Genomic DNA, 26,068 nt, shown 5'->3' with positions numbered 1-26,068 from the left:
CCAGGCACTTTTACGCCAACACCTTACACATCCCGATCGCCGAGCAATCCACCTGGAACGGCCCGAAAACCACGCCTTCATTCCTGATCGGCGGATTGCCGGCCAGCATCCCCTGGGCACTGGCGTTTTCGATGCTGCGGGCAATGTTGTGGTTGGCTTCGATGGCCCGTGCCACCGAGCCCGCCGAGCCCTGGCCGATCCCCAGCAGGGAGGATCCGTTGGTCATGAACGCCAGGAAGGCGATGACCCACAGTCTGTGCCCTTTCATGCGCCGACGACTCCTGCGAACTCAGCCTGATCAACGCCCGCGTTTTGCGCACGGTGTTCAAACTGGATGCCGGGATGAGCGACCTGGATCGGTGCTTCGAAGGTGGATTGCGACTGCGCTGAAAGGCTGACCAGCAGCACCATGGCAAGGTAAAGACCGATCGCCACATAGGCGCCGTGTTTGGCAGAAGTGAGAATTGCGCTGGCCATGATGTTCTCCGCAGGCATGTTTCAATGCCCACAGAATCGATCAAAAAAGCCTGGGTAACCACTCAGGGTTATCCATAGTGACCATCAACTTCATTGATCATTAAGCCAGACTATTTCAGTCTTCAATAAAACTTATCAAGCGTTCGCGAGCAGCATCCGGCTCACCCGGAACAGGCTCTGCCGCCGACAGAATGGGGGTGGAATAGAGAAAAAGAACAACCAATGCCAGACGCGTCACCATGCTGCCGATCCTTGCCGTGAGGAGGAGTCAAAAAATCAGCGTCAATTTAAACGCATGGCAATATGATATCAAGCACAACAATGACGGCAAACTGATGCTGTCGCAAATGCGTTATGCAGGAGCGACATCACTCTGATCGTTTTCAACACCTGTGTTTCAACATCAGGGTCTTCGATCATCAGTGACTTCGCTCCTGCATAAAGGCAGGGGTGAACGTTCAGGCCTGGGTTTTGTGATCCAGCGCGGCGTAGAAGTTGGCGCTCTGTTGCAGGTACTTCTGGGTGTAGCTCTGGGTGTGGGCTTTTTTGTCGCTGATTTCAACGTTGGCACTGGCTGGCAGTGCAACGGTGGCAGAAATGGCGGAAGCGGCGATGACAGAGAAGATGTTGAAGTTCATGGCGGTATTCCTCGGATTCAGTTGGCTTGCTTGCCCGGTGGGGCCGTGAAGCAAACTTAACCCTCGAGGGTTCATGCCTTGAAATGCTTTGTAGCAGTACCAGATATCAGCGTCATTGATAAAAGCAGGCAGGCCCCATCAACCGGGGCCTGCGGCTTATTGACGCAGCAGAAACCTGAGGTCGCTCGGGGCGTCCATCGGCAGTTTTTGCACGGTCTTGCCCAGCAGGCCGGTCCTGGCATCACGCTCGACGACGACAATCTGGTTGCTCTTCTGGTTGGCGATCAACAGGAATTTGCCGCTCGGATCGAGGCTGAATTCCCGCGGATGATCGCCCTCCACCGCCCGACGTTGCAGCTCACTGAGGTGGCCGGTCGCCGGATCGATGGCAAACACCAGCAGTTGATTGGCGGTGCCACGGTTGCTGACGTAGAGGAACTTGCCGTCAGCCGAAGCATGCAAGGCCGCCGCAGCCTTGTCCGAGACCGGTTGCCCGGCAGCCAGATCGACCATCTGCGTCTGTTCGAGTTGACCGTCATGGTAATCGAACACCGCCACTTGCGCGCTCATTTCCATGGTCAGCCAGGCATGTTTGCCATCAGCGCTGAACAGCAGGTGGCGCGGCCCGCTGCCCGGTGGCAGCTGCACGAATGCCGGGTTGGCCGGGGTCAACGGCAGCTCCGGGTTGGCCTTGGGGTCGAAGCGGTAGGCAAACACCTTGTCGGCGCCCAGGTCATTGGCGAACACGTATTGGCCGTCCGGCGACGGGATCGTCGAGTGCACGTGGGCCGAGGCCTGACGCTCGGGATTGACCCGGCTCGCCGGGTGGCTGCTCATCTGCACCACCGGTTTGAGCTTGCCATCGGCCGCCACCGGCAATACCGCGAGGGTGCCGCCCGGGTCTTCGGCCACCGAGTAATTGCTGACAAACAGATGGCTGCCATCGGTGCTGAGACTGGAATGGGTCGGCTCGTTGCCCAGGCTTTGCACCTGGTTTTCCAGGCTCAGCGCACGGGTCTTGGGATCGATCGCGAAACTGCTGACGCGCCCTACCGGGTCGGTCTGGCCCGGGCCGTTTTCGTTGACCACGAACAGGTGTCGCTGATCCTTCGACAGAGTCAGCCACGACGGGTTTTCGCTCTTGATCACTTGCAGGGGCCTGGCATCGATCTGCCCGGTGCTGCTGTCGAAAGCCAGGCGGTAGATGCCCTGGCTTTGACCGGCGGTGTAGGAACCCACCAGCAGTTGGACACTCTCGGCTATCGCCGTTTGTACGCCCATGGCGCCGATGCTGCCGGCCATCAACAGTGGCCAGAGGTTACGCATCGTCTTGGTCGTCAGCTTCGTTGTCACCGCTGACGACATCGCCCAGGCACACCAAACGGTGTTCACCCGAGTCACCGGTGATCAACCAGCTTTGCAACGTGGTGTCGAAGGTCGCGGCCTGGATCTGCGCCGGGGTGAACTCCCAGTGTTTGGCCGCACGGCCATCCATGCATTCAATGTGCAGGTTATCAAACTCGTCGAGGGCGAATTCGAAGGCATGCAGCCCGTCGATTTCCACCATTCCGCAGTGTTCGAGGGCATTGAGCAAGGTGTCGGTTAGGGAAGTCATGGCAATCAGTCTTTGAATGAGAAAGACGCAATGATAGCTCATAGCACCCCATTTCCCTCGGTTGGAATGACCAACCTGTGGGAGCGGGCTTGCTCGCGAATGCCGTTTATCATTCAACATCTCTGTTGGCTGACACTCCGCTTTCGCGAGCAAGCCCGCTCCCACATTTGATCTACGCCCGCCTTAAGTTCGCCCCGCGCCTGCTATCATGCGCGACACCTATTCGCACAGGACTGCGCCGCTCCCCATGGATTACCGCAAACCCTCCGACCGCAAAAGCATGCACTCGCGCATCGTCCAGGAACTGGGCATGCAGATCGTCTCGGGACGTTTCCTGCCGGACGACAAACTGCCCGCCGAAGCGCTGTTGTGCGAAGAATATGCGGTCAGCCGGCCGGTGCTGCGTGAAGCCACCCGGGTCCTGGTTGCCAAGGGCCTGGTGTATTCCCGCCCGCGGGTCGGGACCGTGGTCAAGCCGCGCAAGGACTGGCACATGCTCGATCCGGACGTGCTGCACTGGTTGATGCAAAGCAGTCCGCAGAATCAGTTCTTTGACCTGCTGACCAGCGTGCGCAGCATCATCGAACCGGCCGCTGCCGCCCTCGCCGCGCAATTCGCCACGGAAGCGGACATTGCCTCCATCGGCGAGGCCTACCAGCGTATGGAAGCCGCGCCGACGCCGGAGGCTCTGTTGCAACCGGACCTGGATTTCCACAGTCGCATCGCCGATGCCACGCACAACGACCTGCTGGCCAACCTGTGCAACATGCTCTCGGTGGCCATTGCCGAAGCCTTGAAGCATTCCAACCAGCGGCCGAACCTGCATGAACTGGCGCTGCCCCGGCACAAGGCGATCCTGACCGCCATCGAAAACCGCGATGCCCTCGGCGCGCGGCATGCGACGCTGGTGCAGCTGGACGATGCCCGCGGCGCGCTGAATGTCGTACTCGGCTCCGAGCTGTCCTGAGCGACACATCGGCCGATCGCCAGGCACGATCCGACACAACTCTCGAGTGCCCAGGTGGTAGCGGGATACCGCACTCACCTGCAACAAACTCACCATTCTGGCAGCGAAACCACACTTCTTTCGCTACAGAACGGTATCCGATATGCAGAATCAATCCTCCGTCCCGCCAGACGAAGCTCAGGGACAACCCACACACCCCGCTACCAGCGACGCCCCGGCTCAAGCGGTCGCCCGTCGATTCGCCAGCCGACCGACATTGCGCCAGGTCGCCGGACAACTGCTTCACGCCAGTATTCTGGAGCGTTACCCGCCTCTGGCCCTGGATCTGGATGTCACCCGGCTGGCCATACCCAACCGGACGGGAGGATGGGACCTCAAGCTATTGATCGACGTGGCCCTGGACTATCTGGGCAACAACACATCCCTGAATCTCACGGCAGAAATTGACGGACGCGTACACTTCCTCACCAACCGCGCTCCCTCGCGTCTGACCTACGAAGCGCAAGGGCCGAAACGTCCCGACATGGGCGTTATCCAGGAAAAAATCCAGTCATTGGCATTGACCCTGGGCACACAATTTCAAGATGCCCTGACGGCCTGCTGGAACCAGACGCACGACACCAGGGCCAGCCACTGGCAATGGCTGGGTGACCTGCTGGCAAGCGGTCTGAACAGTGCCGCGAGCCTTCTTCCCGCCGCTCAAAAAGATGACCGGGCCGCACTTTACGAACTGGCTCGATATCCCGACCGTCGTGAGCGCCAGGCCATCCCCCACCCTGACGGCTTTGTGCATGCCTATTGCCTGGAAACCTGCGTGATCCGCAACGGCGAAAGCACGTCCTTCACCACGCCGGACCTGCTGGTGGTGCAAGGAAACCGGACATTTTTGTACCGTGTTTCAGGCCGTCTGGAATCGTACCCGAGCATGGAAGCGTTCAATCAGGCCTGGGGGCGTGAGGTGGAGCGCCAGTTCATCGCCGACAAAGTCGTCATCAAGCGTTCCGAGCCCGATGGAAATATCTTCGATACTCAGGCCGCGTTGCTGCTGGAGCGTCAGTTGGAGAACCTGGATGCCATCCGGCTTCCCGCCGACCAGGGCATTCGCGCACTGGAAGAACGCTTCGCGGCCAGTACCGACCCGGCCCCTTACTTCAGCCATGCTCCGGCGCCTGGCCAGCAACCTGTCGAAAAGATACGCGCGACCCTGCCCCAATGGCTCAAGGACGCCAGCGACAGCGAGCGTGCCGAATATCGTCAATTGCTGGTCGAGCAGGCGCAATGGCAACGACAGACAGGCGGCAAGTCCTTCCTCGACGGCATCGAAAACCTGCATGATTTCACCAACAACGCCTTGCGTGATCAGTTACGCCTGGACCATCCCGATTCCGATTGCGAACCTGGCGATCTGGTGCTCAATTTCCGGGTGGCGGCTGGCGATCTGGGCAGCGGCTTCATCACCCGCGTCCCCATGACGCTGACTGAACTGGCCATCCAGAACCTGAGCGCCACGCCCTCGGGCAGCATGACCATCACGGACAAGACTGGCAAAGCCGTCCCGTCGTGGCTGACCACCGACTACATCCTGGGCGAAAAAGGTCTGTTCAGCAGTACCGAAGGGCTGATCAGCCGGGTGAACATCGGCGAACGCTACCCGCACACCCTCAAAACCCTGCTGCTCGATGACAACAGCGAATCGCAACATCGCGTAATCCTGTTTGGCCAGGCGCTCAAGGTACACCTGCCGCTTCAGGCGTTGGAACACACGATCCGCGGCGAGCACGGATTGAGCTTCCAGGGCTACCGTTACATCAAGGCCGTCTTGCACACCCATGCACCCGAGCGCGTCGTCGACGGCCAGGACATCGTCGTCCGCGCGCTTGCCTTTACCCGCAAGGCCGGCGCGGGCGCCGATGTCGTCGACAACATGTTCATCATTGAACCGCGGGACACCGCCATCGGCCCGCACATCCTGTATCGGCCCGTGTACCAGGACGCCTTGCAGCAATTCTCCAGCCGTGAAGCATTGTTCAACGCCGTTGCACAAGCCGGTCCACTGCAAGACAGCGTACTGGGCTGGTTGCCGGACAGGGCCCGGCCGATCTACAGCAATGACGGGTTCAACAGCCCCCACATCCTTCGTTTCGGCCTGGGAGACGACACCGTCCGTTGGGAAAAACCAGAGCCGGCACAGTTGGCTCAGGACTCACGCACCGAAGAAGCACCTGGTAGCCTGGCACAGGCGCTGGCCACCGGGAATCTGACGCAGTACCTCTACGCCAGCAACGCACGGGCGCTCATTGACCTGGCTGACAGAGAATCGGTTTCCAACGCCGAAAACCGCTGGGCCATCGTGCGCGAGGGCGGCTGGTTGCTGTTCAACGCCTTGCTCCTGCCGGTGCTTCGCGGCCCGGCGATGCTGGCCGGCTGGATGTTGCAGCTGGCCGTCGCCCTGAAAAGCGATGTGACGGCGCTGCACGGCAATGACCCGACGGCCCGGGAACTGGCCTGGGTCGATCTGCTGCTCAATGTCGGGTTGATCCTGTTGCATGTGTCGCCCCAACCCCATCCGCCCGAGCTTTCAACACCGGCACCCCGGCCGGCAGAGCCGCCACCGCGTCTCGTCCGCCTGCGGCGTCCACTCCAGGATGTCGCTCCTCTGACGGCCGTCATCGAGCAAGGCGTGGTCGGCTTGCCCGCAGAACCGCCGGCCGCTGACCGCACCCGGATCGATTTCATTCACTCCACCGCCAGGGATTCGTCAAGCCGGCGCCTGTTGAATGCATTGCTCGAACTCAAGGTCGCCTGGCCCGTCCCGGTTCCCGCCCCCGTTGAAATCGGCATGTTCAAGGGGCTGTACCGTATCGACCATCAATGGCATGCCTCACTGGGAGGATTGCTGTTCAAGGTCAGTATCGTTCCAGGGTTCGGCGACGTTTACATCGTTCACCCCGAAAAGCCGCTCCATCCCGGCTTCAAGCTCAAGACCGACGGACAAGGCAGATGGTCGCTGGACATGGGTCTGAAGCTGCAGGGCGGAGGCCCCAAGAATCGACTCAAAGCCAAACTGGCGGAAATAGAAAACAAACGTGAGCAAGCCACCGTTGAGGTCAACCAAATCGGTGGGAGCGTATCGACGCTGGCAAGACAGGCAAAGGATATGGACCGGCAACTGGAAGCCGCCAGAATCGCGTACGACAGCGCCGACAACGAACTGGAAACCGCCCGTATACGTCTTCGCGCATCGCCCGAGGATCAGGCCCTCCAGGGCGACCATCGGCTCAAGGCTGTTGCGCGATCCCGCAGCCGGCTGAATTTCCAGGTATTGCAGGAAAGAGATCAGGTCATTGTCGATCAGTTGATCCAGGCCCGTCGCGATTTGATCCAGGCCTATCGACAACTCAAGGACGTTGACGTGCGCTTCGAATACGAGGCAAAAGCGACCGGCGAGTACACGGCGATCCTGTCCTCCTATGGACTGAGGATCTATCGACTGGCGACCCTCTACCTGGCCAGCTTCGTTTCCGAGCAAGGCGAGTCGCTGATCGAGTTGCAACACAACAGCAATGACATCGAATCCGCCCAGCGCATGTACGACCTACTGCAAACCCTTTTTGCCGCCTCCGAGCGACATACCCAGGCAATCATCACGCAGGATGGGGTACTTACAGAGCTTGCGCAGGACTTCAAGACCGGGCCGGCACAACGCCTGAAATACCTCAAAAGCCATCCTGACCGAAGGTTTTCCAACCGGGTCACCGCCATCCTCGAATCGCTCGACGTACTCAATATCTTGAGCATTGACGCCACCGTCGAGACAAAAACCCCGCAAGAGCAGTACTTTCTCAAGGTACATGAAGACCGTCTGGGCACCATGTCAGCGCTCGAAGACTCCCATCTGGAGCTGCTGAGCACGGATGGTTTTACCTCCCGGGAGCGCAAGGACGTCCTGATCAACCTGATCAGGCACTACAAAAGACGCCTGCAAATCAACACCTCACTGCTGGAGCTTGAGTCCCCGTTGATCCGCCCCCGCTATATGTCGCTGCTGATGGAGCGTCTGGAGATCGCACGGGACAGTGCCGAGAGCGAACTGGCCGATCTGTTGCGCGAGGACGAATTTCTGCCGGTATTGCCCGGCGCCTTCAAACCCGTCAAAGCACCGTCCAAGACCAAACGGGTGTTCAAGTCACGGGATAACGGCGCCTTGGTGGGAGAGCTGGAACCGGCGAGCGCAGGCATGCCGTTTCCGACAATCGTCACCCGAAACCCGGTCACCCTCCAGGTCAGTGGACGGTTCATGGAGCACCCCAATGAAGGATGGGTGGAAATTGTCGAAGCCGCGCCGGTGCGGCCTGTGCACGCCGCGCAACCGCGTACTGTTGCCGCGCTACGCACGGAGGGGCAGCGACTGATCGACGAAATCCCGGCCATTGAGCGGTCAATCGAATTTCAGAAAAGAAAGCTCAGTGATCCGCAACGGCGGGATGAACTCAACCCCCGCGACTGGAGCGATATGCTGGAACACCAGGCCGAACGGATCGAAACCCTGGCCAGCGAACTGGAGCACGCCCAGCCAGACAACCCGCAAATCAGCAACGTGCTTGAATCATTGCGCAACACCGCCAGCGAAACCCGGCTCAAAGGCCAGCAACATTGCATCGAGGGATACAAGGCCCAACGTCCCCGACAGGAAAATATCGAGTACCTTCGCGACCACCAGGCGGTGGACATCGGGCTGGTACAGGCACTCAAGCGGACGGCTGTCAAAGACTATCTGACGGAATTCGCCATTCGGGAGAAAAACTCGGAAACGGTGCTTTGGTACGCGCATTTCCACTATGCCCAGGCGAACAGCGCGCCCTCGACCTACACCATCGCCCACCTCAAACGCCCCGAACATCGCTTCATGACCCTCAAGGATCTGATCGCCCAGGCCGGGCCGGACAACAAGGTGATCATCCGCGACCTCTACCGCCCCATTACCCCACCACGGGATCAAAGGCTGTTTCTGGACCTGTTGCCTGTTCGGTAGTCGAGTCGCCAACTGCGAAGTACGCCGCCAGAAACGCCGAAAGCCGCGCCTTTTCAGGTCGCGGCTTTCGGTGTCAGGGCAACGAAACGGTCAGTGGGCGAACAACGAATTGCCCTTCTGTCCCGCCAGTTTCTCCGGCTTGATCAGGAACCGCGCCAGTGCCGGCAACAGCCACAGCGCACCGAACATGTTCCACAGCAACATGAAGGTCAGCATCAGACCCATGTCGGCCTGGAACTTGATGGCCGAGAAGATCCAGGTGCACACGCCGATGGCCAGGCACAGGCCGGTGAACAGCACCGCCTTACCGGTGGACTTCAGCGTCTGGTAGTACGCCTCTTGCAGCGGCAAGCCGGCACGCAGGAAGCTTTCCAGGCGGCTGTAGATGTAGATGCCGTAATCCACACCAATCCCCACCCCGAGCGCCACGACCGGCAGGGTCGCCACTTTCACGCCGATGCCCATGAAGGCCATCAGGGCGTTGCCGAGTACCGAGGTCAGCACCAGCGGCAGCACGATGCACAAGGTCGCCGCCCACGAACGGAAGGTGATCATGCACATGACCGCGACGCAGATGTACACCAGGACCAGGATGGTCAGCTCGGACTTCTTGATCACCTCGTTGGTGGCCGCCTCGATCCCGGCGTTACCGGCCGCGAGGATGAACTCCAGGCCTTCCTTGTTGTTTTCCCTGGCGAACTCCTGCACTGCATGCACCGCACGATCCAGGGTCTCGGCCTTGTGATCATTGAGGAACACCAGCACCGGCGCCAGGGAGCAGCTGTTGTTGTACAGGCCGTCAGCGCGGGCAATGGAGTTGTTCAGCACATCAGGGTTACGCGACAGGGATTCCCATTTCAGGTTGCCCTCGTTCATGCCCTTGATCATTTGCTTGGACACGGTCACCAGGGAAATCGCCGACTGCACGCCCTCGGTGTTCTGCATCTTCCACATCAGCTCGTCGATTGGCGCCATGGCCTCGTAGCGCGAGCAGCCTTCGGACTTGGTCTTGACCATCACCACCAATACGTCGGAACTGGTGGAGTAGTTGTTGATGATGAAGTTGTTGTCCTTGTTGTAGCGCGAGTCCGGACGCAGCTCCGGGGCACCCTGGTCGAGGTCGCCGATTTTCAGGTTCTGGCTGTACCAGAGGCCGCCGCCAAAGGCGATCAGTGCCAGCAGAATGGAAACAGGGGCCACTTTCGCGCTGGCGAAGTTCGACAGCAGGCGCCAGAACGGATGCTCGCGAGTCGCGTCTTTCTTGCTGCGGTCGACGGCACGCTTGCTGATGCCGACATAGGAAATCGCCACCGGCAACAGGATCAGGTTGGTGAACACGATCACTGCCACGCCGATGGATGCGCCGATGGCCAGTTCACGGATCACACCGATATCGATGATCAGCAGCGTGATGAAACCCACGGCATCGGCAAGGATCGCGATCATCCCCGGCAGGAACAATTGACGGAACGTACGACGCGCTGCCGTCAGGGCGTTGTCCGCCTCGCTCGATTGCAGGGCGATCCCGTTGATCTTCTGCACGCCGTGGGAAATACCGATGGCGAAGATCAGGAACGGCACCAGCATCGAATAGGGGTCGAGCCCGAAGCCGAAGAAGTGCATCAAGCCCAGTTGCCAGACCACTGCCACCAGCGTCGTGCTCAACACGGCGACGGTACTGCGCAGGCAGTTGGTGAACCACAGCAGGAGGATCAGGGTAATGACGAAGGCGACGCCGAAGAACATCACCACCATCACCAGGCCGTCAATCAGGTCACCGACCTTCTTGGCGAAACCGACGATGTGGATCTTCACGTTCGGGTTCTGTGTTTCGAACTTGGTGCGGATCTTGTCTTCAAGCTCGTGGGAGAACTGGCGATAGTCCAGCGCCAGCAATTTGCCCTGGTCCTGCGGGTCCGGGTAGGACTCCAGCAATGGAATGTCAACGATGCTCGACTTGAAGTCGTTGGACACCAGCCGCCCGACCTGACCGGACTTGAGCACGTTGTTGCGCAACAAATCGAGGCTGGCCTGGGAGCCGTTGTAGCTTTGCGGAATCACTTCACCGCCGGCGAAGCCCTCTTCCGTCACTTCGGTCCAGCGAACGCTCGGGCTCCACAGCGACTTGAGGCCGGAACGGTCGACACCGGAGATGTAGAACACCTCGTCGTTGATCTGACGCAGGGTCTCCATGTACTCCTTGGAGAAGATGTCGCCATCGGTGGCTTCCACCGAGATCCGCACGGTGTTGCCCAGGTTCGCCAGATCGTTGCGGTGCTCCATCATCTTCTGGATGAAGGGATGCTCCAGCGGGATCATTTTTTCGAAGCTGGTGGACGGACGGATCAGCGTCGCCTGCCAGAACAGGAAAATGCTGACCAGCAGGCAGATCGTGATCACTGCCGGGCGGTTGTTGAAGATCAGGCGCTCGAGGAACGTCGCCTTGTCCTGGTGATGAGTACTTAAAGATGTCATACGCCCGCCTTGTTATTATTAGCTCGACTCATTTGCCCGCTTTTATTTGCCAAGCTCAGTGCCGTTTGGCGAAGTGACGCGAACGCCGCCCTGACCTGCCAGAACCAGATTGCCATTGCCTGTCGCCGTCACTGCCGAGACCGAAATACGGTCCGGACGGTTGACCACCTTGAAGGTTTCGCCATTGTCGCTACTGCGAATCACCGAACCGCCGTTGCCAACGATCACGATGGAACCGTCGTCGAGCAGCGTACCGCCGGACAGCCCGAACTCCAGGTCGCCACGTTCAGCCTTGAGCTCGACTTGCTCCCAGTTGCTGCCGAAATCCGTGGAACGGTAAAGGTTGCCGCGCAGACCGTAGGCCAGCAGCGTATTGGGCTGCGCCGTGCCGATCACGCCGAACAGCGAGCCTTCGTACGGACCTTCGAGTTTCTCCCAGGTCTGGCCCCAGTCCGCGGAGCGGAACATGCTGCCCTGCTCGCCGACGATGAACAGCCCGGCGTCCTTGACCGCGGCAATTGCGTTCAGGTGGTACTGGTCTTCGTTGTCGAGGCGGTCGCTGGCGTCTTCCCAATGCTTGCCACCGTCGGTGGTTTCCATCAGCGAGCCATATGCACCCACGGCAAAGCCGCTGTCGGCGTCCTTGAACCAGACATCGAGCAGCGGCGATTCGCGTGTCAGATCTTCGAACTGCTTGGTCCAGGTCGCGCCGCCGTCCTCGCTGGCGAGGATCTGCGCGTCATGGCCGACAGCCCAGCCGTGCTTGTCGTCGACGAAGAACACCGACGTCAGCAAGGACCGGGTCGGGACCTTGGCCTGAGTCCAGGTGGCGCCCTGGTCATCGGAATACAGGATGTGCCCACGATCCCCGACCGCCACCAGACGCTTGCCGGCGTGGACGACATCGAGCATCAGGCTTTTGGCAGCCTTGGCGGATTCAATTGAATAAACAACGTCGGATGCTGGCGCCGCCGCGGCCAGCGCAGGTGCCGACAGCATGGCAGAGCCCAACAGCGAGAGCGCTGTGGCCAGCAACGCGAATTTGCGTAATGCCGGCGGGCGGCAGATACCCACACCCATGACAGGCTCACTCATAGACCTTCTCCCATTATTATTGTTAGGTCATTCAACCTTTCTGGGCGCCGCAAGGGTGCGTGTCTGGACCGGTTGTTTCAGAGCATAGTCCTGAAACCCGCAATCCAGAGCCCCTTCGGAAGCTGGCCTATCCTATCGGTGTTTTTTCATGTCTGACAATCGACGCCACGTTATCTTTTGTTAACCGGGGGGGATGGGGGGTGTTCTGAATGGTTGGGTATCAGGTGGGGTGATTGGGGGTTTTGGTGATTGGTGTTCGGTGTTCGGTGTTCGGTGTACATATCCATTTCTTCGGTAACGGCCACCTATGGTTCCGCTCTTACAGCGGGTCACTTGGAAAAGCCCCAAGTAACCAAGGGCTCTTGCCCCTGACATTCGGTGCCTCGCCTAGGCTCGGCATGCCCTCGCTCCGGTCCTGCTCCGTGGGCCCGCCGCCATCGGCCATCCATGGCCGGGGGCGGCTAACCCGGCATCCATGCCGGGTTGCCCACTGCGCAGAACCTCCACTCGGCCTCACGAGGGGGCGTGTACCGCAACAGCATCCGAGGCGGCCTACCGGCCGGCCTGGTTGCTTGGTTCGTTTGTCTGTGAGGTACCTGGTCGACTGGCAGGCCGCTATCGCGAGCAAGCTCGCTCCCACAGAGGATTGGGTACATCTGCAAAATTTCGGTCGGCTGGCAGGCCGCTATCGCGAGCAAGCTCGCTCCCACAGTTGATCCGGGTATGCCTGCGAGAGATTGGTCGGCTGGCAGGCCGCCTTCGCAGGCAAGCCAGCTCCCACAGGGATTGGGGACATCTGCAAAAACCAGGTCGGCTGTCAGGCCGCCATCGCGAGCAAGCTCGCTCCCACAGAAAAGCAAAAAGCAGAGCAGCCCACACCACCGCGTCGCTTCTCACCACTCATCAGGCCGAGCGTTAGCTCGCCTGCAGCTCTTGATCTTGATCCACCCGCCCCCTCGGAAGGCTGAGCGGAGGTGTTCATCCGGGGATTGGCGCGCAGCGCCGTTCGACGCAGTCGAACTCATTGCATGTAGGTCGAAGCGAAGCCGACCGGAGGGCAATGCCCCCGGATGAATACCGCAGCGAAGGAACGCCGAGCCTAAGCGAGGGGCCGTACGTAAGGGGCGAGACCTTTTGGTTCCTTTTGGGGCGTTTGCCAAAAGGGACTCGCCGTAAGGGCGAAACCGCCAGCCGCCGTTACCGCAGGAATGGATATGTACTCAATCAACCCACGACCCTGGTCGGCCCGAAGGCCGCCAAGGTCAACAACAGACTCAGGCCAAACTCTTGCTGACCACTTCAAACACATCACTGGACAACTGCCCCGAAGCCCGAATCCGCTCCAGCTCCCCCTTCATCAAAGCCTGACGAGCGCTGTCGTACTTGCGCCAGCGAGTCAAAGGCGCCAACTGGCGAGAAGCAATCTGCGGATTGAAGCCATTCAACTCGATCACCAGATCGGCCAGGAAGCGATACCCGGAACCGTCGGCCGCGTGGAAGTTGATCAGGTTCTGCCCGGCAAACGCACCGACCAGCGCCCGCACCTTGTTCGGGTTCTTGATGTTGAACGCCGGGTGCTGCATCAACGCCTTGGTCCGCGCCAAGCCACCGGGCAACACGCTGCCGGCCTGGACGCTGAACCACTGATCCATGACCAGAGGGTTGTCCTTGAAGTGTTCGGCGAAGCTGGCCAGCGCCTTGGCCTTCTCGGCTTCGAACGGTGAATTGACCAACACGGCAAGTGCGGTCAGGCGCTCGGTCATGTTGTCGCACGCATCGAACTGCTCCAGAGTCGCAGCCACAACTTCCGGCTTGCCGCTGAGCATCAGGTACGACAGCGCAATGTTCTGCAACGCGCGGCGAGCGAAGTGCTCAGCTTCGGCCACGTACGGCGTCTGCTTGGACAGTTCGCGATTGCCCTGATAACGCAGCCACAGACCTTCGAACAACGCATCGGCCAGTTGCTTGCGGGCAAACTCGCGAGCCGTATGAATCGCTTCGACATCCGCCACTTCGCTGATTTCAGTCAGGTACGCCTCGCTTGGCAGCGACAGCATTTCGGCGACCATGGCCTGATCCAGCGACTCATCCGAGAGCACCGTGCGCAACGCAGACACCAGACGCTGATCGAGTACCAGCGCTTCGCCCTTCTGTTGCTGGCCGATCAACTCTTGCAGCACCTGCACCGACAGCTGCTGGCCGGCATCCCAGCGGTTGAAGCCGTCGCTGTCGTGCTGCATCAGGAACATCAACTGGTCGCGGTTGTACGGGAAGCTCAGTTTCACCGGCGCCGAGAAGCCGCGCAGCAATGATGGCAGCGGTTGTTCGGCGATGTCGACGAAGGTGAAGGTCTGCTCGGCTTCGGTCACGGAAATGACCCGCGAAGTGCCTTGCGCGATGGCTTCACCGGACAGACGCAGGGCAATCGCTGCCCCTTTGGAATCCAGCAGACCCAACTCGACCGGGATCACGAACGGCAGTTTTTGCACCTTGTCCGGGGTTTCCGGGCAGCTCTGGCGGAAGGTCAGGCTGTAGGTTTTCGCCGCTGCATCAAAGGACTCGCTCACCGCCAGACGCGGTGTACCCGCCTGGCTGTACCAGCGTTTGAACTGGGTCAGGTCAACGCCATTAGCGTCTTCCATGGCCTTGATGAAGTCATCGCAGGTCACGGCCTGGCCGTCGTGGCGTTCGAAGTACAGGTCACTGCCTTTGCGGAAGCCTGCGGCGCCGAGCAAGGTGTGGATCATGCCGACCACTTCCGAGCCCTTTTCATACACGGTCAGGGTGTAGAAGTTGGAAATCTCGATGAAGCTGTCCGGGCGCACGGCGTGGGCCATGGGGCCGGCGTCTTCGGCGAACTGGTGGGTGCGCAGGTACGCGACGTCCTGGATGCGCTTGACCGTGGCCGAGTTCATGTCCGAGGAGAAACCGGCATCGCGGAACACCGTGAAGCCTTCCTTGAGCGACAGCTGGAACCAGTCGCGGCAGGTCACGCGGTTGCCCGACCAGTTGTGGAAGTATTCGTGGGCGACGATCGCCTCGACCCGCTGGTGCGCGGCATCGGTGGCGGTTTCCGCCTTGGCCAGCACGGCGCTGGAGTTGAAGATGTTGAGGCCCTTGTTCTCCATGGCGCCCATGTTGAAGTCATTCACGGCGACGATCATGAAGATGTCCAGGTCGTACTCGCGACCGTAGACCTCTTCGTCCCAGCGCATGGATTTCTTCAGGCTGTTCATGGCGTGCTGGCACTTGTCGATGTTTTCCGGCTCGACGTAAATGCGCAGTGCCACGTTGCGCTCGCTCAGGGTGGTGAAGCTGTCTTCGACGCACCACAGGTCACCGGCCACCAGCGCGAACAGGTACGCCGGTTTCTTGAACGGGTCTTCCCAGGTCGCCCAGTGCCGGCCCTCTTCGCCAGGACCGGAAGCGATCGGGTTGCCGTTGGACAGCAGCACCGGATAGCTGTGTTGCTCGGCGACCACAGTGGTCGTAAACGTGCTCATCACGTCCGGGCGGTCGAGGTAATAGGTGATCTTGCGAAAGCCTTCGGCCTCGCACTGGGTGCAGAACATCGTGCCGGACTTGTACAGGCCTTCCAACGCGGTATTGGTTTCCGGGTGGATCCGGACGCTGGTATCGACCGTGAAGGTGGTGCTGGTCGGGTGCAGGGTCAGGTGATTCTCGGTCAGCTGATACTGCGCCTCGGAAAGCGCCTGGTCGGCCAGGGTGACCGACAGCAGTTCCAGCTGCTGGCCGTCCAGCACCAGCGGCGGCAGGCCCGGGCCACGCTCGGGGTTACGGCGCATCACCAGTTGCGCATGGACCAGGCTGTGGTCCTCGTACAACTCGAAGGTCAGGTGCGTTTCGTCGATCAGGTACTCGGGCGCCTGATAGTCCTTGAGGTAGATCATCTTCGGTTGTTCGGTGCGCATGCTGGAGTCCTTACTGATGCACGGCGAGCTGGTAAGCCGTGTATTTACGAATATTGATCACGCCGGTGTCGAAGATCAGGTACTGGCCCTTGACCCCCATCAGCGTGCCTTCGGCAATCGGGTTCTTGTCCAGGTTGAAGCTGACGATCTTCGCCGGGTACTGCTCGACCGGGTAACGGATTTCCAGCGGTTCGACGTCGGTCACCGGCTGGATCGCCTGCAAGCCAAATCGCTCCTGCAAACCGAGCAAGCCTTCAGCGCAGCTGTCGAACAGTTGATCGCGGACCTCGGCCAGGTTCACGGCCGCCGCATCGCCCTTGAGTAAAGCACGCCAGTTGGTCTTGTCGGCCACCTGGCTGCGGAACAGGTCTTCGACAAAACCGGACTGCTGGCGGGTCGATACGCGCATGATCGGCAACGCCTGGCTCGCACCCTGGTCGAGCCAGCGGGTCGGCAACTGGGTGGCGCGGGTAATCCCGACTTTCACCCCCGAAGAGTTGGCCAGGTACACCACGTGGTCGGTCATGCAGAACTTCTCGCCCCACTCGGGTTCCCGGCAGGTGCCGGCATCGAAGTGGCAGCGCTCCGGGCTCATGATGCACACGTCGCACTGGGCCAGCTTGGTCATGCACGGGTAGCAGTAACCCTGACTGAAACTGGTCTTGGTCTTGCGTCCGCAATGGATGCAGTGAATCGCGCCCAGGTATTCCAGGCGCACCGTGGTGCCGATCATCGGATTGACCGGGACCTCGGTTTCGCCCAGACGGAAAGCGTATTGCACGTTCGGCCCGTCCAGGCGCGCCGACATTTTGCTGATTGCACCGCGGCCAATCTCGATCAATGGATGGCATCCGACTTGAACAGGATATTGGGCACTTGAATCGACTTGGAGCTGCATTCCTGCGGGCCCATGTAGCCCGTGCGCTGGTCCTCGGGCAGGTTCTGGATTTCCCAGGCGATCATTGCCTGCAACGACAGTTTGCGTTGTTCGGCGGTGAGTTTGCCACCGTCGGACCATTTGCCGATTTCCACGGCCAGTTTCAGGCTCTCGTAGATATCGTGGGTGATGTTCTTGATCATTTCGTTAAAAGAGGACATTGGGTCTCCGTCTCTTTATTGCATGTTCTGAATTAGGCGGCCAGTTTACGGCGGTTATACAAACCGCCCAACAAACCGGTGAAGCATCCGATGAGTAACCCGCTGACGTGGGCCGCGTTGGCGATTTCGCCGAAGCCGATCATCGACACCAGCCCGGACAGGCACAGCAGCAACCACACCAGCATCATCACCAGCACGCCACGGGGCAGGCGATAGGCCGGGTTCGGTGCCAGCAGCTGGAAGATCCAGCAATGCCCGAGCAGGCCGTACAGTACGCCGGACAAACCGCCGAACAGGGTCGGGCCGCTGAAGAAATACTGGGCGAAGTTGGACACCAGGCTGAACAGCAAGGTCAGGCCGATCAGGTTGATACTGCCCTGGCGCGACTCGATGCGCCGCCCCAGCTCCCAGTACCACATGCCGTTCATCGCCAGGTGCAGGATGCCGAAGTGGATCAGCATCGGCGTGACCAGGCGCCACCACTGCCCCGCCGCCAGGCTGTCGGCCAGTGGCGTGAAGTGGATGTACTCGCCGACCACGCGGAATTCGAGGAAGGTCAGCCAGCGCATCGTTTCAAGGTTGTCGCCCAGCATGGTCACCGCGCCGACGATCATGCTCAGCAGCAATACCAGCGCGGTGGCCCTGGCGTACTTCAACTGCTCGACGAACCCCGGACGCTTGATGGTTTGCGCCACCGGAATGTCCAACTGTTGGTCGGGATCGCCCGCCGGAAAACGCTCGTACAGCGCACGCACGTCTTCGCTGATGTTGTCCGGCACCCACAGCACCTGTTCGCCAGCTTCCTCGCTGACCCGATGGGGCACTTGCATGCGCTTGAGCAGGGTGACGAACCCGCTCAAGTCCACCGCCAGGGGCAGACGCAATACCGCTACAGCACTCATTGCAGCACCTCCGGCCGCTCGACATCGACCCAGACGAATTTTTGCGGATCCAGGCGGGTTTCCTGATCCAGTCGGTAGGCAACCAGTTTGCCGTACAGCACCGCGCTGTAATCCAGACAGGCCAGGTTCGGCCGGATCGGCGCCGGCTTGCCGCTGCGCCAGTAATGGCCGACGAACAACAGCGGCTCATCGATGCCATAGCGCAGCAAACTGTTCTTTTCGGTGGACGTCAGCGGCGTCCGGGCCACGGGTTCGGGCAGTGCATCCGGCTGGAACACGATGTCGCCGTAGGTTTTCGGATCGTCTTCCCAGAACTTGGTCCGGAAGAACGAACGCACCAGGCCGTCGCCGCTGGTCATGGTCAGGCCATGGGGCAAGCGCATGTCAGTACCGCGCAGCAGCCGGTCGAATACGGTGCAGGCAAAAGAGCCCGACTCCGCCGAGGCCTGGAGAAAATGCTCGTCGATGCAGCCGTTGGGGAACAACGCCCGCAGTGGCTCGATCAGCCCGGCGTCCCAACAGGCGTGGACCACGCGAAAACGCCCGGCATCGACGAACAATGGCAGCTTATAGAACCATTGCTGGAAGTCGTGCCAGTCACCCGGATGGTGTTCGAACTGGGTCAGGGTTTCGTGCAGCAGGCGGGCATGGCGCGGCGTGTGCTCGCGCACGAACTGCTTGCCGCTGCCGGGCAGCGCCGGCGTGCTCCAGCCCAGCGCATTGAACTCGTGGTTGCCCATGATGCACAGCGCCTGACCGGCCTCGACCATGTCGTGAACGATGTGCAGCGCCTCGCGAATCCGCGGGCCGCGGTCGATGATATCGCCGACGAACACCGCCATGCGCGAGTCATGCCGCCAGACGCCACCCTGCTTGTGATAACCGAGTCGGTCGAGCAAGTGCTCCAGGGTCAGGGCGCAACCGTGCACGTCACCGATCAGGTCGTAGCTACGCGCGGGATCAAGCATCAGTCGCCTCCACCCCCCAACTTGCTGCCCCAGCCGAGCTTGGTCCGGCAGACTTCATAGTAGTTGTGGTCCAGCGGGTGGATCAGCCGCAGTTTCTGGGCTTTTTTGCTGACGGTAATGGTGTCGCCCGGCGCGCAGGTAAAGTGGTTCTGCCCGTCGCACGAAACTTGCGGGTAAATCTGCATATCCTTGGACACGACGATTTTCAGCTCACTGTTGCCATCGACCACAATCGGCCTACCCGACAAGGTATGGGGGTACATCGGCACAATCACAATAGCGTCGAGCTTGGGATGCATGATCGGCCCGCCGGCGGACAACGCGTAGGCGGTGGATCCGGTCGGCGTGGCGACGATCAGGCCGTCGGCCTTCTGGCTGCAGACGAACTGGCCGTCGATGTACAGCTCGAATTCGATCATTCGCGTGGATTTGCCGGGGTGCAGCACCACGTCGTTCAGTGCGTCGCCCTGGCCGATGGCCTCGCCGTGGCGACGGACTTCGGCCTGCAACAGGAAGCGGTTTTCCACCAGATAGTGGCCGTCCAGCACTTCGGCGACCTTGGTTTCCAGCTCATCGGGACGGATGTCGGTGAGGAAACCCAGGCTGCCACGGTTGATGCCGAGCACCGGAATATTGTGTTTGGCCAGTGCCCGGGCGGCGCCGAGCAGGCTGCCGTCACCACCGACCACGATGACCATGTCGCAGACTTCGCCGAGCATCTTGCGCGACGAGGTTTGCAAGCCGTGCCCTGGCAGCACTTCGGCGATGGTGTCTTCGAGGATCACGTGCAGGTGACGATCGAGCAGAAACCGTTTCAGTCGGCGGACGGTATCCAGCACCTGGGAACTGCCCAGGCGACCGATGATGCCGATATTGCGAAATTGCTCCATGGGGCTCCTGCGGGGATCTGTGTGACGGCGAAAACCACGATTATGGGCGAAAGCCGCTCGTAGACAAAATCCTTTCAGCTTCAAGGGTGTGCCCGGGTTTCGGGCTATGCTCGCAAGATGATGCTATTTCCGGATTTGCTCCACCTGCCCCATCAGTTACGCCATCCCGAAGTGCGTGACCTGGCGTGGGTCATCCTCGCGCCCCCCATGCTGGACGATACCCCGTGGCCGCAGCGTCACCCGTTGGCCGGCAGCGACTGGGTGCAGGCACCGGATCGGCTGGAGCATTGGCTGCGGCAGCTGGACCGGGACAGTTATGGCCTGCTGCACTGGCTGGCCCAGGCCCGGACCCGGCGCCTGGGCCTGTACTACGAACGCCTCTGGCAATTCGCCGTGCAGCATGCCCCGGGCATTGAACTGATTGCCGCCAACATGCCGATTCGCCGCGAGGGGCACACCCTGGGTGAACTGGACATGCTGCTGCGCGACCGCGACGGCGTGCATCACCTGGAACTGGCGATCAAGCTCTACCTCGGCCCGCAATCCGGCGACGGACACGACACCGCCCAATGGCTGGGCCCGGGCTGCCACGACCGGCTCGACCGCAAACTGGCGCACCTGAGCCAGCATCAATTGCCGATTTCCGCGCGCCCCGAGAGCCGCGAAGTGCTGGCGGCGCTGGATATCCAGGCGTTCAGCGCCCATTTGTGGCTGGGGGGTTACTTGCTGTATCCGTGGCCCGGGCAGGCCGCCCCGCCATTGGGTGCCCATCCTCAGCATTTGCGCGGTCGCTGGTTGCATCAAAAGGATTGGCCGGCGTTGTTGGCCCAGAGCCCGCCCGGTCGCTGGCAACCCCTGCCCCGCCACGCCTGGCTGGCGCCGGCGCATTATTCGGCGGAGCACACCTGGAACCCCGGACAGATGCAGGCGTGGCTGGATGACCTGGACCCGTTGGCGCCGGCACAACTGCTGGTGCGCCTGACGGAGAATGCCAGCGGCGACTGGGAAGAAGCCGAGCGGCTGTTTCTGGTGGCGGATCTTTGGCCGAATGTGCCGGGACAGGGTTGAGTCTTGCATTGCCTGAGTTGGCCCCTTCGCGAGCAGGCTCGCTCCCACATAATGAACATCAAACCTTCTTGTGCTGCTCGACCCATTGCCCATAGGCATTGATGAATTTTTGCAGGAACGGCTTGACCGACTCGGACAACTTGCCCGCCTCGTCGAACGCCGAACCGGCGTTCCCCAGATAGGCCTCCGGTTGCTGCATCAGCGGCACATTGAGAAACACCATGGATTGACGCAGGTTGTGGTTGGCACCAAACCCGCCGACGGCCCCCGGCGAAACACTGATAACGGCGCCCGCCTTGCCGTTCCAGACACTCTTGCCATACGGACGCGAGCCGACGTCAATCGCATTTTTCAACGGCGCCGGCACCGAACGGTTGTATTCCGGGGTTACGAACAACACCGCGTCGGATGAGCGCACCTGTTGTCGGAAAGTGCTGTAGGCTGCCGGCGGTGAAGCGCCATCGATGTCTTCGTTATAGAGCGGCAGATCGCCAATTTCGACGATGTTCAACTTGAGATTGGCCGGCGCCAGCTCTATCAGGGCCCGTGCGACCTTGCGGTTGATCGATTCCTTTCTCAAGCTGCCGACCACGACGGCGATCGTATAGACGTTGCTCATTAGAGTTTCTCGACTGTCCGATAGGAAGAGCTTGTAGTTATAGATGACGATTCAAGCAGCGGGCGACTGAAAACGCCGTCCCTGACTATTTTTTTCCTGTAGGAAAACTTACCTCGCCCAAGCACGGTCTACAGTGCCGCAAATTGAGTGATTTATCTCCAGAGGTTCTAAGCAGATGGCAGCAGTACTCGTCGGTCAGTTCCATGCAAGAGACGCGGAAGGCCGTATTTATTCGGTGCACGAGTTCCAGGACTCCACCCCGGCGGTAGACGGTTCAGGCCCTGTCACCACCTACAAGCTGGCCATTGGCGACCGTGTCAACAAGGTCGACGACAATGAATTCATGCTGGTGCAAACCGGCGTGACCATTACCCGCGAACCGCAAACCGCCAGCGTTTCATAACCCGTCGTTATGAGCAGAAGTCATATGCGCGGACTTGGGGTAGGATTCAGCCACTGACTCCTCCACCTGCTGAACATGGACTTCACGCATGCGCTTACGCCATATCGAAGTGATCCAGGCGCTCTTGCAGACAGGTCACCTGGGCACCGCCGCCGAATGGCTGCAGTTGCCGGTGGCCGAAGTCGAGCGCTTGCTGCGCGACGCCGAGGATCAGTTGGGTTTCATGCTGTTCGCCAGCGTGCGCGGACGATTGCAGGCCACCCGCGAAGCGCGGGAACTGCAGGTGGAAATTGCCCGGGTCTACGATGCGCTCGAACCGGTGCAGCGCCTGGCCAACAGCCTCAGGCAATACCTGGCGCCGCCGCTGCGCATCATCTGCACCCCGCCCCTGGCCAACCAATTGTTGCCACACAGCATCGCGGCCCTGCGCCGACGCCTGCCCGACGCCCCTTGCACACTGCTGAGCCAGCCGACCCGCGACATCGTCAGAAGCCTGCTGCTGCGTGAAAGCGATCTGGGCCTGAGCCTGCATGACCCTGATCACGCCGACCTCGATTGCCAGGTGATTGCCCAGGGCAAACTCCAGTTGCTCGCCCCCCATGGCTGGCTGCAACCGAAACAGAAATACATTTCACTGCAGGATCTGGCCGGCCAATCGATGATTGGCCTGGAGGGGCACGACCCGTTGAGCCCGGCGCTGGAAAACAAACTGCACGGCTTGCGCCCTGCCCCGGTGATTCAGACCCGGGTCCAGACGCATCAGATGATGCGCAGCATGGTCGAGGCCGGCGAAGGCCTGGCCATCGTCGACCCCTTCACCGCCCTCGGCGCCAAAACCTCGGGACTGGACGCCTGCCCGCTGGCGCCAGCGGTCCCGATCAGCCTCTACGCCCTGACCCTGAAAAACACCGAACCTTCTCCGGCGGTTCAGGCACTGTTGGCCATCGTCACGGAACAAGCCGCGGCGATGCTGACGAACTGAACGGTTTCTCCAGCGGGTTTTCGAAGAGTCGATACCAGAACAGTGCCACTTCGGCGGTGTTCGGATCGATGCCGCGATAGCGCAGGTGGTCAATCCCGCCAATCACGTAACCAGAGCGTTCATAGAGCCGGCAGGCCCCCAGGTTGTTGTTCTGGGTTTCGAGCATGATGCCCGGGAGCTTTTTCTTGCGGCTCCAGAATTGCGCCACATCCAGCAGGGCCTTGGCCACGCCATGCCGCCGGGCCGGTGCGTGCACCGCCAGTTCGTCGATATGGGCAAAGCCGTTCCAGTTGGTGCTGACCACCAGGTGCCCCACGGGCTGGTCATCCAGATACGCCATGAAAATCGCGCTGTCGGCGCCATCGCGATAGCTGCTGAATTCCTCGGGGTCGATGCCGTAGCACTTGCGATAAGGCGTGATCGGTGTGACCGGCCACTGTGCCACCGGCGCTCCTATTTGTGCCGCACCGTAGGACGCGACTTCAAAACTGAAATCACTGCCCCAGATATAGGCGGCAAAACCCTCGTCGGCAACCCGTACCGACAACCCTGGATAATTCGGATTAATAACCGGCTGCATACTGGGAAAGGTCCTCATTCCTTGATGCAATCGACGGTGTAGCACCGTCCACTGCCCTGATCTTCATGTTGCAATCCGTGCACATCAGCAACGAACCCCGGGAAACTGCTATCGAACGTGCGGGCAAACGCCAGGTAATCGATGATCGAGCGGGTTGACTCGGTAAAACGCTCGCCCGGCATGATCAGCGGAATGCCCGGTGGATACGGCACCAGCATCACCGCAGCGATCCGCCCGTCCAGCGCATCGATCGACACGGCTTCGACTTCACCCCGCACCAATTGATCATAGGCGTCCGCCGGCTTCATCGCGACTTCCGGCAGTACCGTGTACATGCGCTTGAGGTGCCTGGCGGTGGCGTTGCTGCGATAACAGGCATGCAACTGATCGCACAGATCGCGCAGCCCCATGCCCTGGTAGCGCGCGACATTCTCTTGCGCCACACAGGGCAGGCAACTGGCCAGACTGACGTTGGCGTCGTAGCTGCGCTTGAACTCCAGCAGTTCGGTAAGCAGCGTGCTCCACTTGCCCTTGGTGATGCCCATGGAGAACAACACCAGGAACGAATACAGCCCGGTCTTCTCGACCACCAGGCCACGCTCCCAGAGGAACTTACTGACCACCGCCGCCGGAATCCCGCGCTCGCTGAGGGCGCCACCGGCCGTCAATCCCGGCATCACCAGCGTGACCTTGATCGGGTCGAGCAGCACATAATCGTCGGTCACGCCGCCAAAGCCGTGCCAGTCGGCATCGGGTTGCAGCAACCAGTCCTCGGTGACGACCCGCTCGATACCTTCCGCCGACGGCGGTTGCCAGATCGAGAACCACCAGTCATCGGCAGCAATGTGCTGGCGCAAATTGGCCAGCGCCCGGCGAAAACTCAGGGCTTCGTCGAACATTTCCTGCAACAGCGAACGCCCGGCCGGTCCTTCCATCATCGCCGAAGCCACATCCAGCGAGGCGATGATGCCGTACTGCGGCGAGGTCGAGATGTGCATCATGAAAGCTTCGTTGAAGCGATCCCGATCCAGTTGCCGCGCACCGCCATCGCGCACGTGAATCATCGACGCCTGGCTGAAGGCCGCCAGCAATTTGTGGGTCGAATGGGTGGTGAACACCAGCGGGCTGTCCTCATCACGGGAGGTGCCCATGCCGTAGCGCCCGGCAAAGAACTCATGGAACGCCGCATAGGCGTACCAGGCCTCGTCAAAGTGCAACACCTCAACGCTATTGCCCAGTTGCTGCCTGATCAACTCGGCGTTGTAGCAGAGGCCGTCATAGGTCGAATTGGTCACCACCGCGAGCTTGACCTTAGGTGAACGCCCCTTGGTCAACGGACTGGCGTCGATCTTGGCCTGGATCGATTCGCGGCTGAACTCACTCAGGGGAATCGGGCCGATGATCCCCAGCTCATTACGCTCCGGACACAAGTACAGCGGAATCGCGCCGGTCATGATGATCGAGTGCAGCACCGATTTGTGGCAATTGCGATCCACCAGTACCAGGTCGTCGCGGGCGACCACCGAGTGCCAGACAATCTTGTTGGCCGTGGAGGTGCCATTGATCACGAAAAAGGTGTGATCGGCGCCGAAATTACGTGCTGCACGGGCCTCGGCTTCAGCCAGGGGGCCGGTGTGATCGAGCAAGGAGCCGAGCTCGGGCACCGACACCGAAAGATCCGAGCGCAGGGTATTTTCACCGAAAAACTGGTGAAACGCCTGCCCGACCGGACTTTTGTGATACGCCACGCCACCGCCGTGACCGGGTGTGTGCCAGGAGTAGTTGGAATCGGCCGTGTGTTGCACCAACGCCTTGAAAAACGGCGGCAGCAGGCCATCGAGGTATTTGCGCGCGGCGCGGGCCACCTGCCGGGCGAGAAAGGGCACGGTGTCCTCGAACAGGTAAAGAATGCCGCGCAACTGATTGAGCTCGGCCATGGCGTCGGCGGGCGCGTTTTCCAGGGTCACCTTTTCGCCCAGGGCGAAGATCGGCAGATCCGGTGCACGTACCCGCGCCAGACCGATCAGCTCTGCCATGTTTTGCAACAAATGGGAGTGAGTGCTGGCGTCCTCGGAGGCAATCAACATGCAGGACAGGCCATGGTAAGTCGACGCCACCAGACGTCCTTCGGTGTAGTCCACCGCCGAAACGACGCTGAACCCTTCCTGCTCCAGCTCCCGGGCAATCCCCCGCACGCGGTCGCCGGCGACGCTGTCGGCCTTGATGTCGCGATGGACAATCAGGACCGGGAATTTCAAGTCTTTGTACATGAGGCTCAGTGTCCTGAGGCGGCAGACCAGAGCCTGCCAATCACCTCAGGGTAGAGT

Annotated in this window: 22 protein-coding genes; 5 read left to right on the top strand and 17 right to left on the bottom strand. The window is 60.6% G+C overall.

Going from position 1 to position 26,068, the window contains the following annotated elements; all coding sequences use genetic code 11:
* Positions 1 to 10: 10 nt before the first annotated feature.
* The 6 genes from AC3IP0_RS12410 to AC3IP0_RS12385 all read right to left on the bottom strand — a co-directional run bounded on the left by AC3IP0_RS12410 (position 11) and on the right by AC3IP0_RS12385 (position 2,772).
* Entirely contained in the window at positions 11 to 268 is a 258-nt protein-coding gene (locus AC3IP0_RS12410; RefSeq protein WP_489319449.1) for a hypothetical protein, read from the bottom strand.
* Complete coding sequence (locus AC3IP0_RS12405) at positions 265 to 477, bottom strand: hypothetical protein (protein ID WP_489319448.1); 213 nt, start codon at positions 475 to 477, stop codon at positions 265 to 267. Before AC3IP0_RS12405 ends, AC3IP0_RS12410 begins: the two co-directional genes overlap by 4 nt.
* Before the next feature lie 115 nt (positions 478 to 592).
* A complete protein-coding gene (locus AC3IP0_RS12400) occupies positions 593 to 718 on the bottom strand; it encodes a hypothetical protein (RefSeq protein WP_256357088.1) in 126 nt (41 codons plus the stop codon).
* A 217-nt stretch (positions 719 to 935) separates the two neighbouring features.
* A complete protein-coding gene (locus AC3IP0_RS12395) occupies positions 936 to 1,115 on the bottom strand; it encodes a hypothetical protein (protein ID WP_007979950.1) in 180 nt (59 codons plus the stop codon).
* 156 nt (positions 1,116 to 1,271) lie between these two features.
* Positions 1,272 to 2,441 carry a lactonase family protein gene (locus AC3IP0_RS12390; protein WP_489319447.1) on the bottom strand — a complete coding sequence of 390 codons (1,170 nt, stop codon included), beginning with the start codon at positions 2,439 to 2,441 and terminating at the stop codon, positions 1,272 to 1,274.
* A complete protein-coding gene (locus AC3IP0_RS12385; RefSeq protein WP_489319446.1) occupies positions 2,434 to 2,772 on the bottom strand; it encodes a DUF5629 family protein in 339 nt (112 codons plus the stop codon). The genes AC3IP0_RS12390 and AC3IP0_RS12385 overlap by 8 nt, the downstream gene beginning before the upstream one ends.
* Positions 2,773 to 2,977: 205 nt before the next feature.
* Here AC3IP0_RS12385 and AC3IP0_RS12380 point away from each other — a divergent pair, with 205 nt between their 5' ends.
* On the top strand, positions 2,978 to 3,697 hold the full coding sequence (locus AC3IP0_RS12380; RefSeq protein WP_489319445.1) for a FadR/GntR family transcriptional regulator: 720 nt from the start codon (positions 2,978 to 2,980) through the stop codon (positions 3,695 to 3,697).
* A 142-nt stretch (positions 3,698 to 3,839) separates the two neighbouring features.
* Positions 3,840 to 8,729, top strand: a complete 4,890-nt coding sequence (locus AC3IP0_RS12375) for a dermonecrotic toxin domain-containing protein (RefSeq protein ID WP_489319444.1) — start codon at positions 3,840 to 3,842, stop codon at positions 8,727 to 8,729.
* A gap of 90 nt (positions 8,730 to 8,819) precedes the next feature.
* On the opposite strand, the gene AC3IP0_RS12370 is transcribed toward AC3IP0_RS12375, so the two are convergent.
* The 8 genes from AC3IP0_RS12370 to AC3IP0_RS12335 form a co-directional block, all read right to left on the bottom strand.
* Positions 8,820 to 11,204 (bottom strand): efflux RND transporter permease subunit, encoded by a 2,385-nt coding sequence (locus AC3IP0_RS12370; protein ID WP_489319443.1) that lies wholly within the window; start codon positions 11,202 to 11,204, stop codon positions 8,820 to 8,822.
* A gap of 42 nt (positions 11,205 to 11,246) precedes the next feature.
* Positions 11,247 to 12,299 carry a WD40/YVTN/BNR-like repeat-containing protein gene (locus tag AC3IP0_RS12365; protein WP_489319442.1) on the bottom strand — a complete coding sequence of 351 codons (1,053 nt, stop codon included), beginning with the start codon at positions 12,297 to 12,299 and terminating at the stop codon, positions 11,247 to 11,249.
* A gap of 1,274 nt (positions 12,300 to 13,573) precedes the next feature.
* Positions 13,574 to 16,231, bottom strand: a complete 2,658-nt coding sequence (pepN, locus tag AC3IP0_RS12360) for an aminopeptidase N (protein ID WP_489319441.1) — start codon at positions 16,229 to 16,231, stop codon at positions 13,574 to 13,576.
* Positions 16,232 to 16,241: 10 nt separating this feature from the next.
* On the bottom strand, positions 16,242 to 17,072 hold the full coding sequence (locus AC3IP0_RS12355) for a DUF2797 domain-containing protein (RefSeq protein WP_489319440.1): 831 nt from the start codon (positions 17,070 to 17,072) through the stop codon (positions 16,242 to 16,244).
* A complete protein-coding gene (locus AC3IP0_RS12350) occupies positions 17,069 to 17,329 on the bottom strand; it encodes a YeaC family protein (RefSeq protein WP_489327512.1) in 261 nt (86 codons plus the stop codon). Before AC3IP0_RS12350 ends, AC3IP0_RS12355 begins: the two co-directional genes overlap by 4 nt.
* Positions 17,330 to 17,361: 32 nt before the next feature.
* Entirely contained in the window at positions 17,362 to 18,231 is an 870-nt protein-coding gene (locus tag AC3IP0_RS12345) for a rhomboid family intramembrane serine protease (RefSeq protein ID WP_489319438.1), read from the bottom strand.
* A complete protein-coding gene (locus tag AC3IP0_RS12340) occupies positions 18,228 to 19,202 on the bottom strand; it encodes a metallophosphoesterase (RefSeq protein WP_489319763.1) in 975 nt (324 codons plus the stop codon). The genes AC3IP0_RS12345 and AC3IP0_RS12340 overlap by 4 nt, the downstream gene beginning before the upstream one ends.
* Entirely contained in the window at positions 19,199 to 20,089 is an 891-nt protein-coding gene (locus tag AC3IP0_RS12335) for an NAD(+) kinase (protein WP_008016128.1), read from the bottom strand. Before AC3IP0_RS12335 ends, AC3IP0_RS12340 begins: the two co-directional genes overlap by 4 nt.
* A gap of 117 nt (positions 20,090 to 20,206) precedes the next feature.
* On the opposite strand from AC3IP0_RS12335, the gene AC3IP0_RS12330 reads away from it, so the two are divergent.
* Entirely contained in the window at positions 20,207 to 21,157 is a 951-nt protein-coding gene (locus AC3IP0_RS12330) for a DUF1853 family protein (protein ID WP_489319437.1), read from the top strand.
* 58 nt (positions 21,158 to 21,215) lie between these two features.
* Here AC3IP0_RS12330 and AC3IP0_RS12325 read toward each other — a convergent pair whose 3' ends face one another.
* Complete coding sequence (locus tag AC3IP0_RS12325; RefSeq protein ID WP_489319436.1) at positions 21,216 to 21,776, bottom strand: NADPH-dependent FMN reductase; 561 nt, start codon at positions 21,774 to 21,776, stop codon at positions 21,216 to 21,218.
* A gap of 175 nt (positions 21,777 to 21,951) precedes the next feature.
* Between AC3IP0_RS12325 and AC3IP0_RS12320 the strand changes: the two genes are divergently transcribed.
* Together AC3IP0_RS12320 and AC3IP0_RS12315 are read left to right on the top strand one after the other, a co-directional pair.
* A complete protein-coding gene (locus AC3IP0_RS12320; protein ID WP_008051885.1) occupies positions 21,952 to 22,179 on the top strand; it encodes a hypothetical protein in 228 nt (75 codons plus the stop codon).
* Positions 22,180 to 22,267: 88 nt separating this feature from the next.
* Positions 22,268 to 23,161 (top strand): LysR family transcriptional regulator, encoded by an 894-nt coding sequence (locus AC3IP0_RS12315; protein ID WP_489319435.1) that lies wholly within the window; start codon positions 22,268 to 22,270, stop codon positions 23,159 to 23,161.
* Here the strand turns inward: AC3IP0_RS12315 and AC3IP0_RS12310 are convergent.
* Both AC3IP0_RS12310 and AC3IP0_RS12305 read right to left on the bottom strand, forming a co-directional pair.
* Positions 23,127 to 23,741 (bottom strand): GNAT family N-acetyltransferase, encoded by a 615-nt coding sequence (locus AC3IP0_RS12310; RefSeq protein WP_489319434.1) that lies wholly within the window; start codon positions 23,739 to 23,741, stop codon positions 23,127 to 23,129. The genes AC3IP0_RS12315 and AC3IP0_RS12310 overlap by 35 nt on opposite strands.
* A 14-nt stretch (positions 23,742 to 23,755) precedes the next feature.
* Complete coding sequence (locus tag AC3IP0_RS12305) at positions 23,756 to 26,011, bottom strand: Orn/Lys/Arg family decarboxylase (RefSeq protein WP_090455012.1); 2,256 nt, start codon at positions 26,009 to 26,011, stop codon at positions 23,756 to 23,758.
* Positions 26,012 to 26,068 lie beyond the last annotated feature (57 nt).

The sequence above is a fragment of the Pseudomonas sp. GL_103 genome (assembly GCF_057835175.1).
The sequence above is the reverse complement of the archived record's forward strand: the minus strand, read 5'-3'. Positions and strand labels throughout refer to the sequence as shown.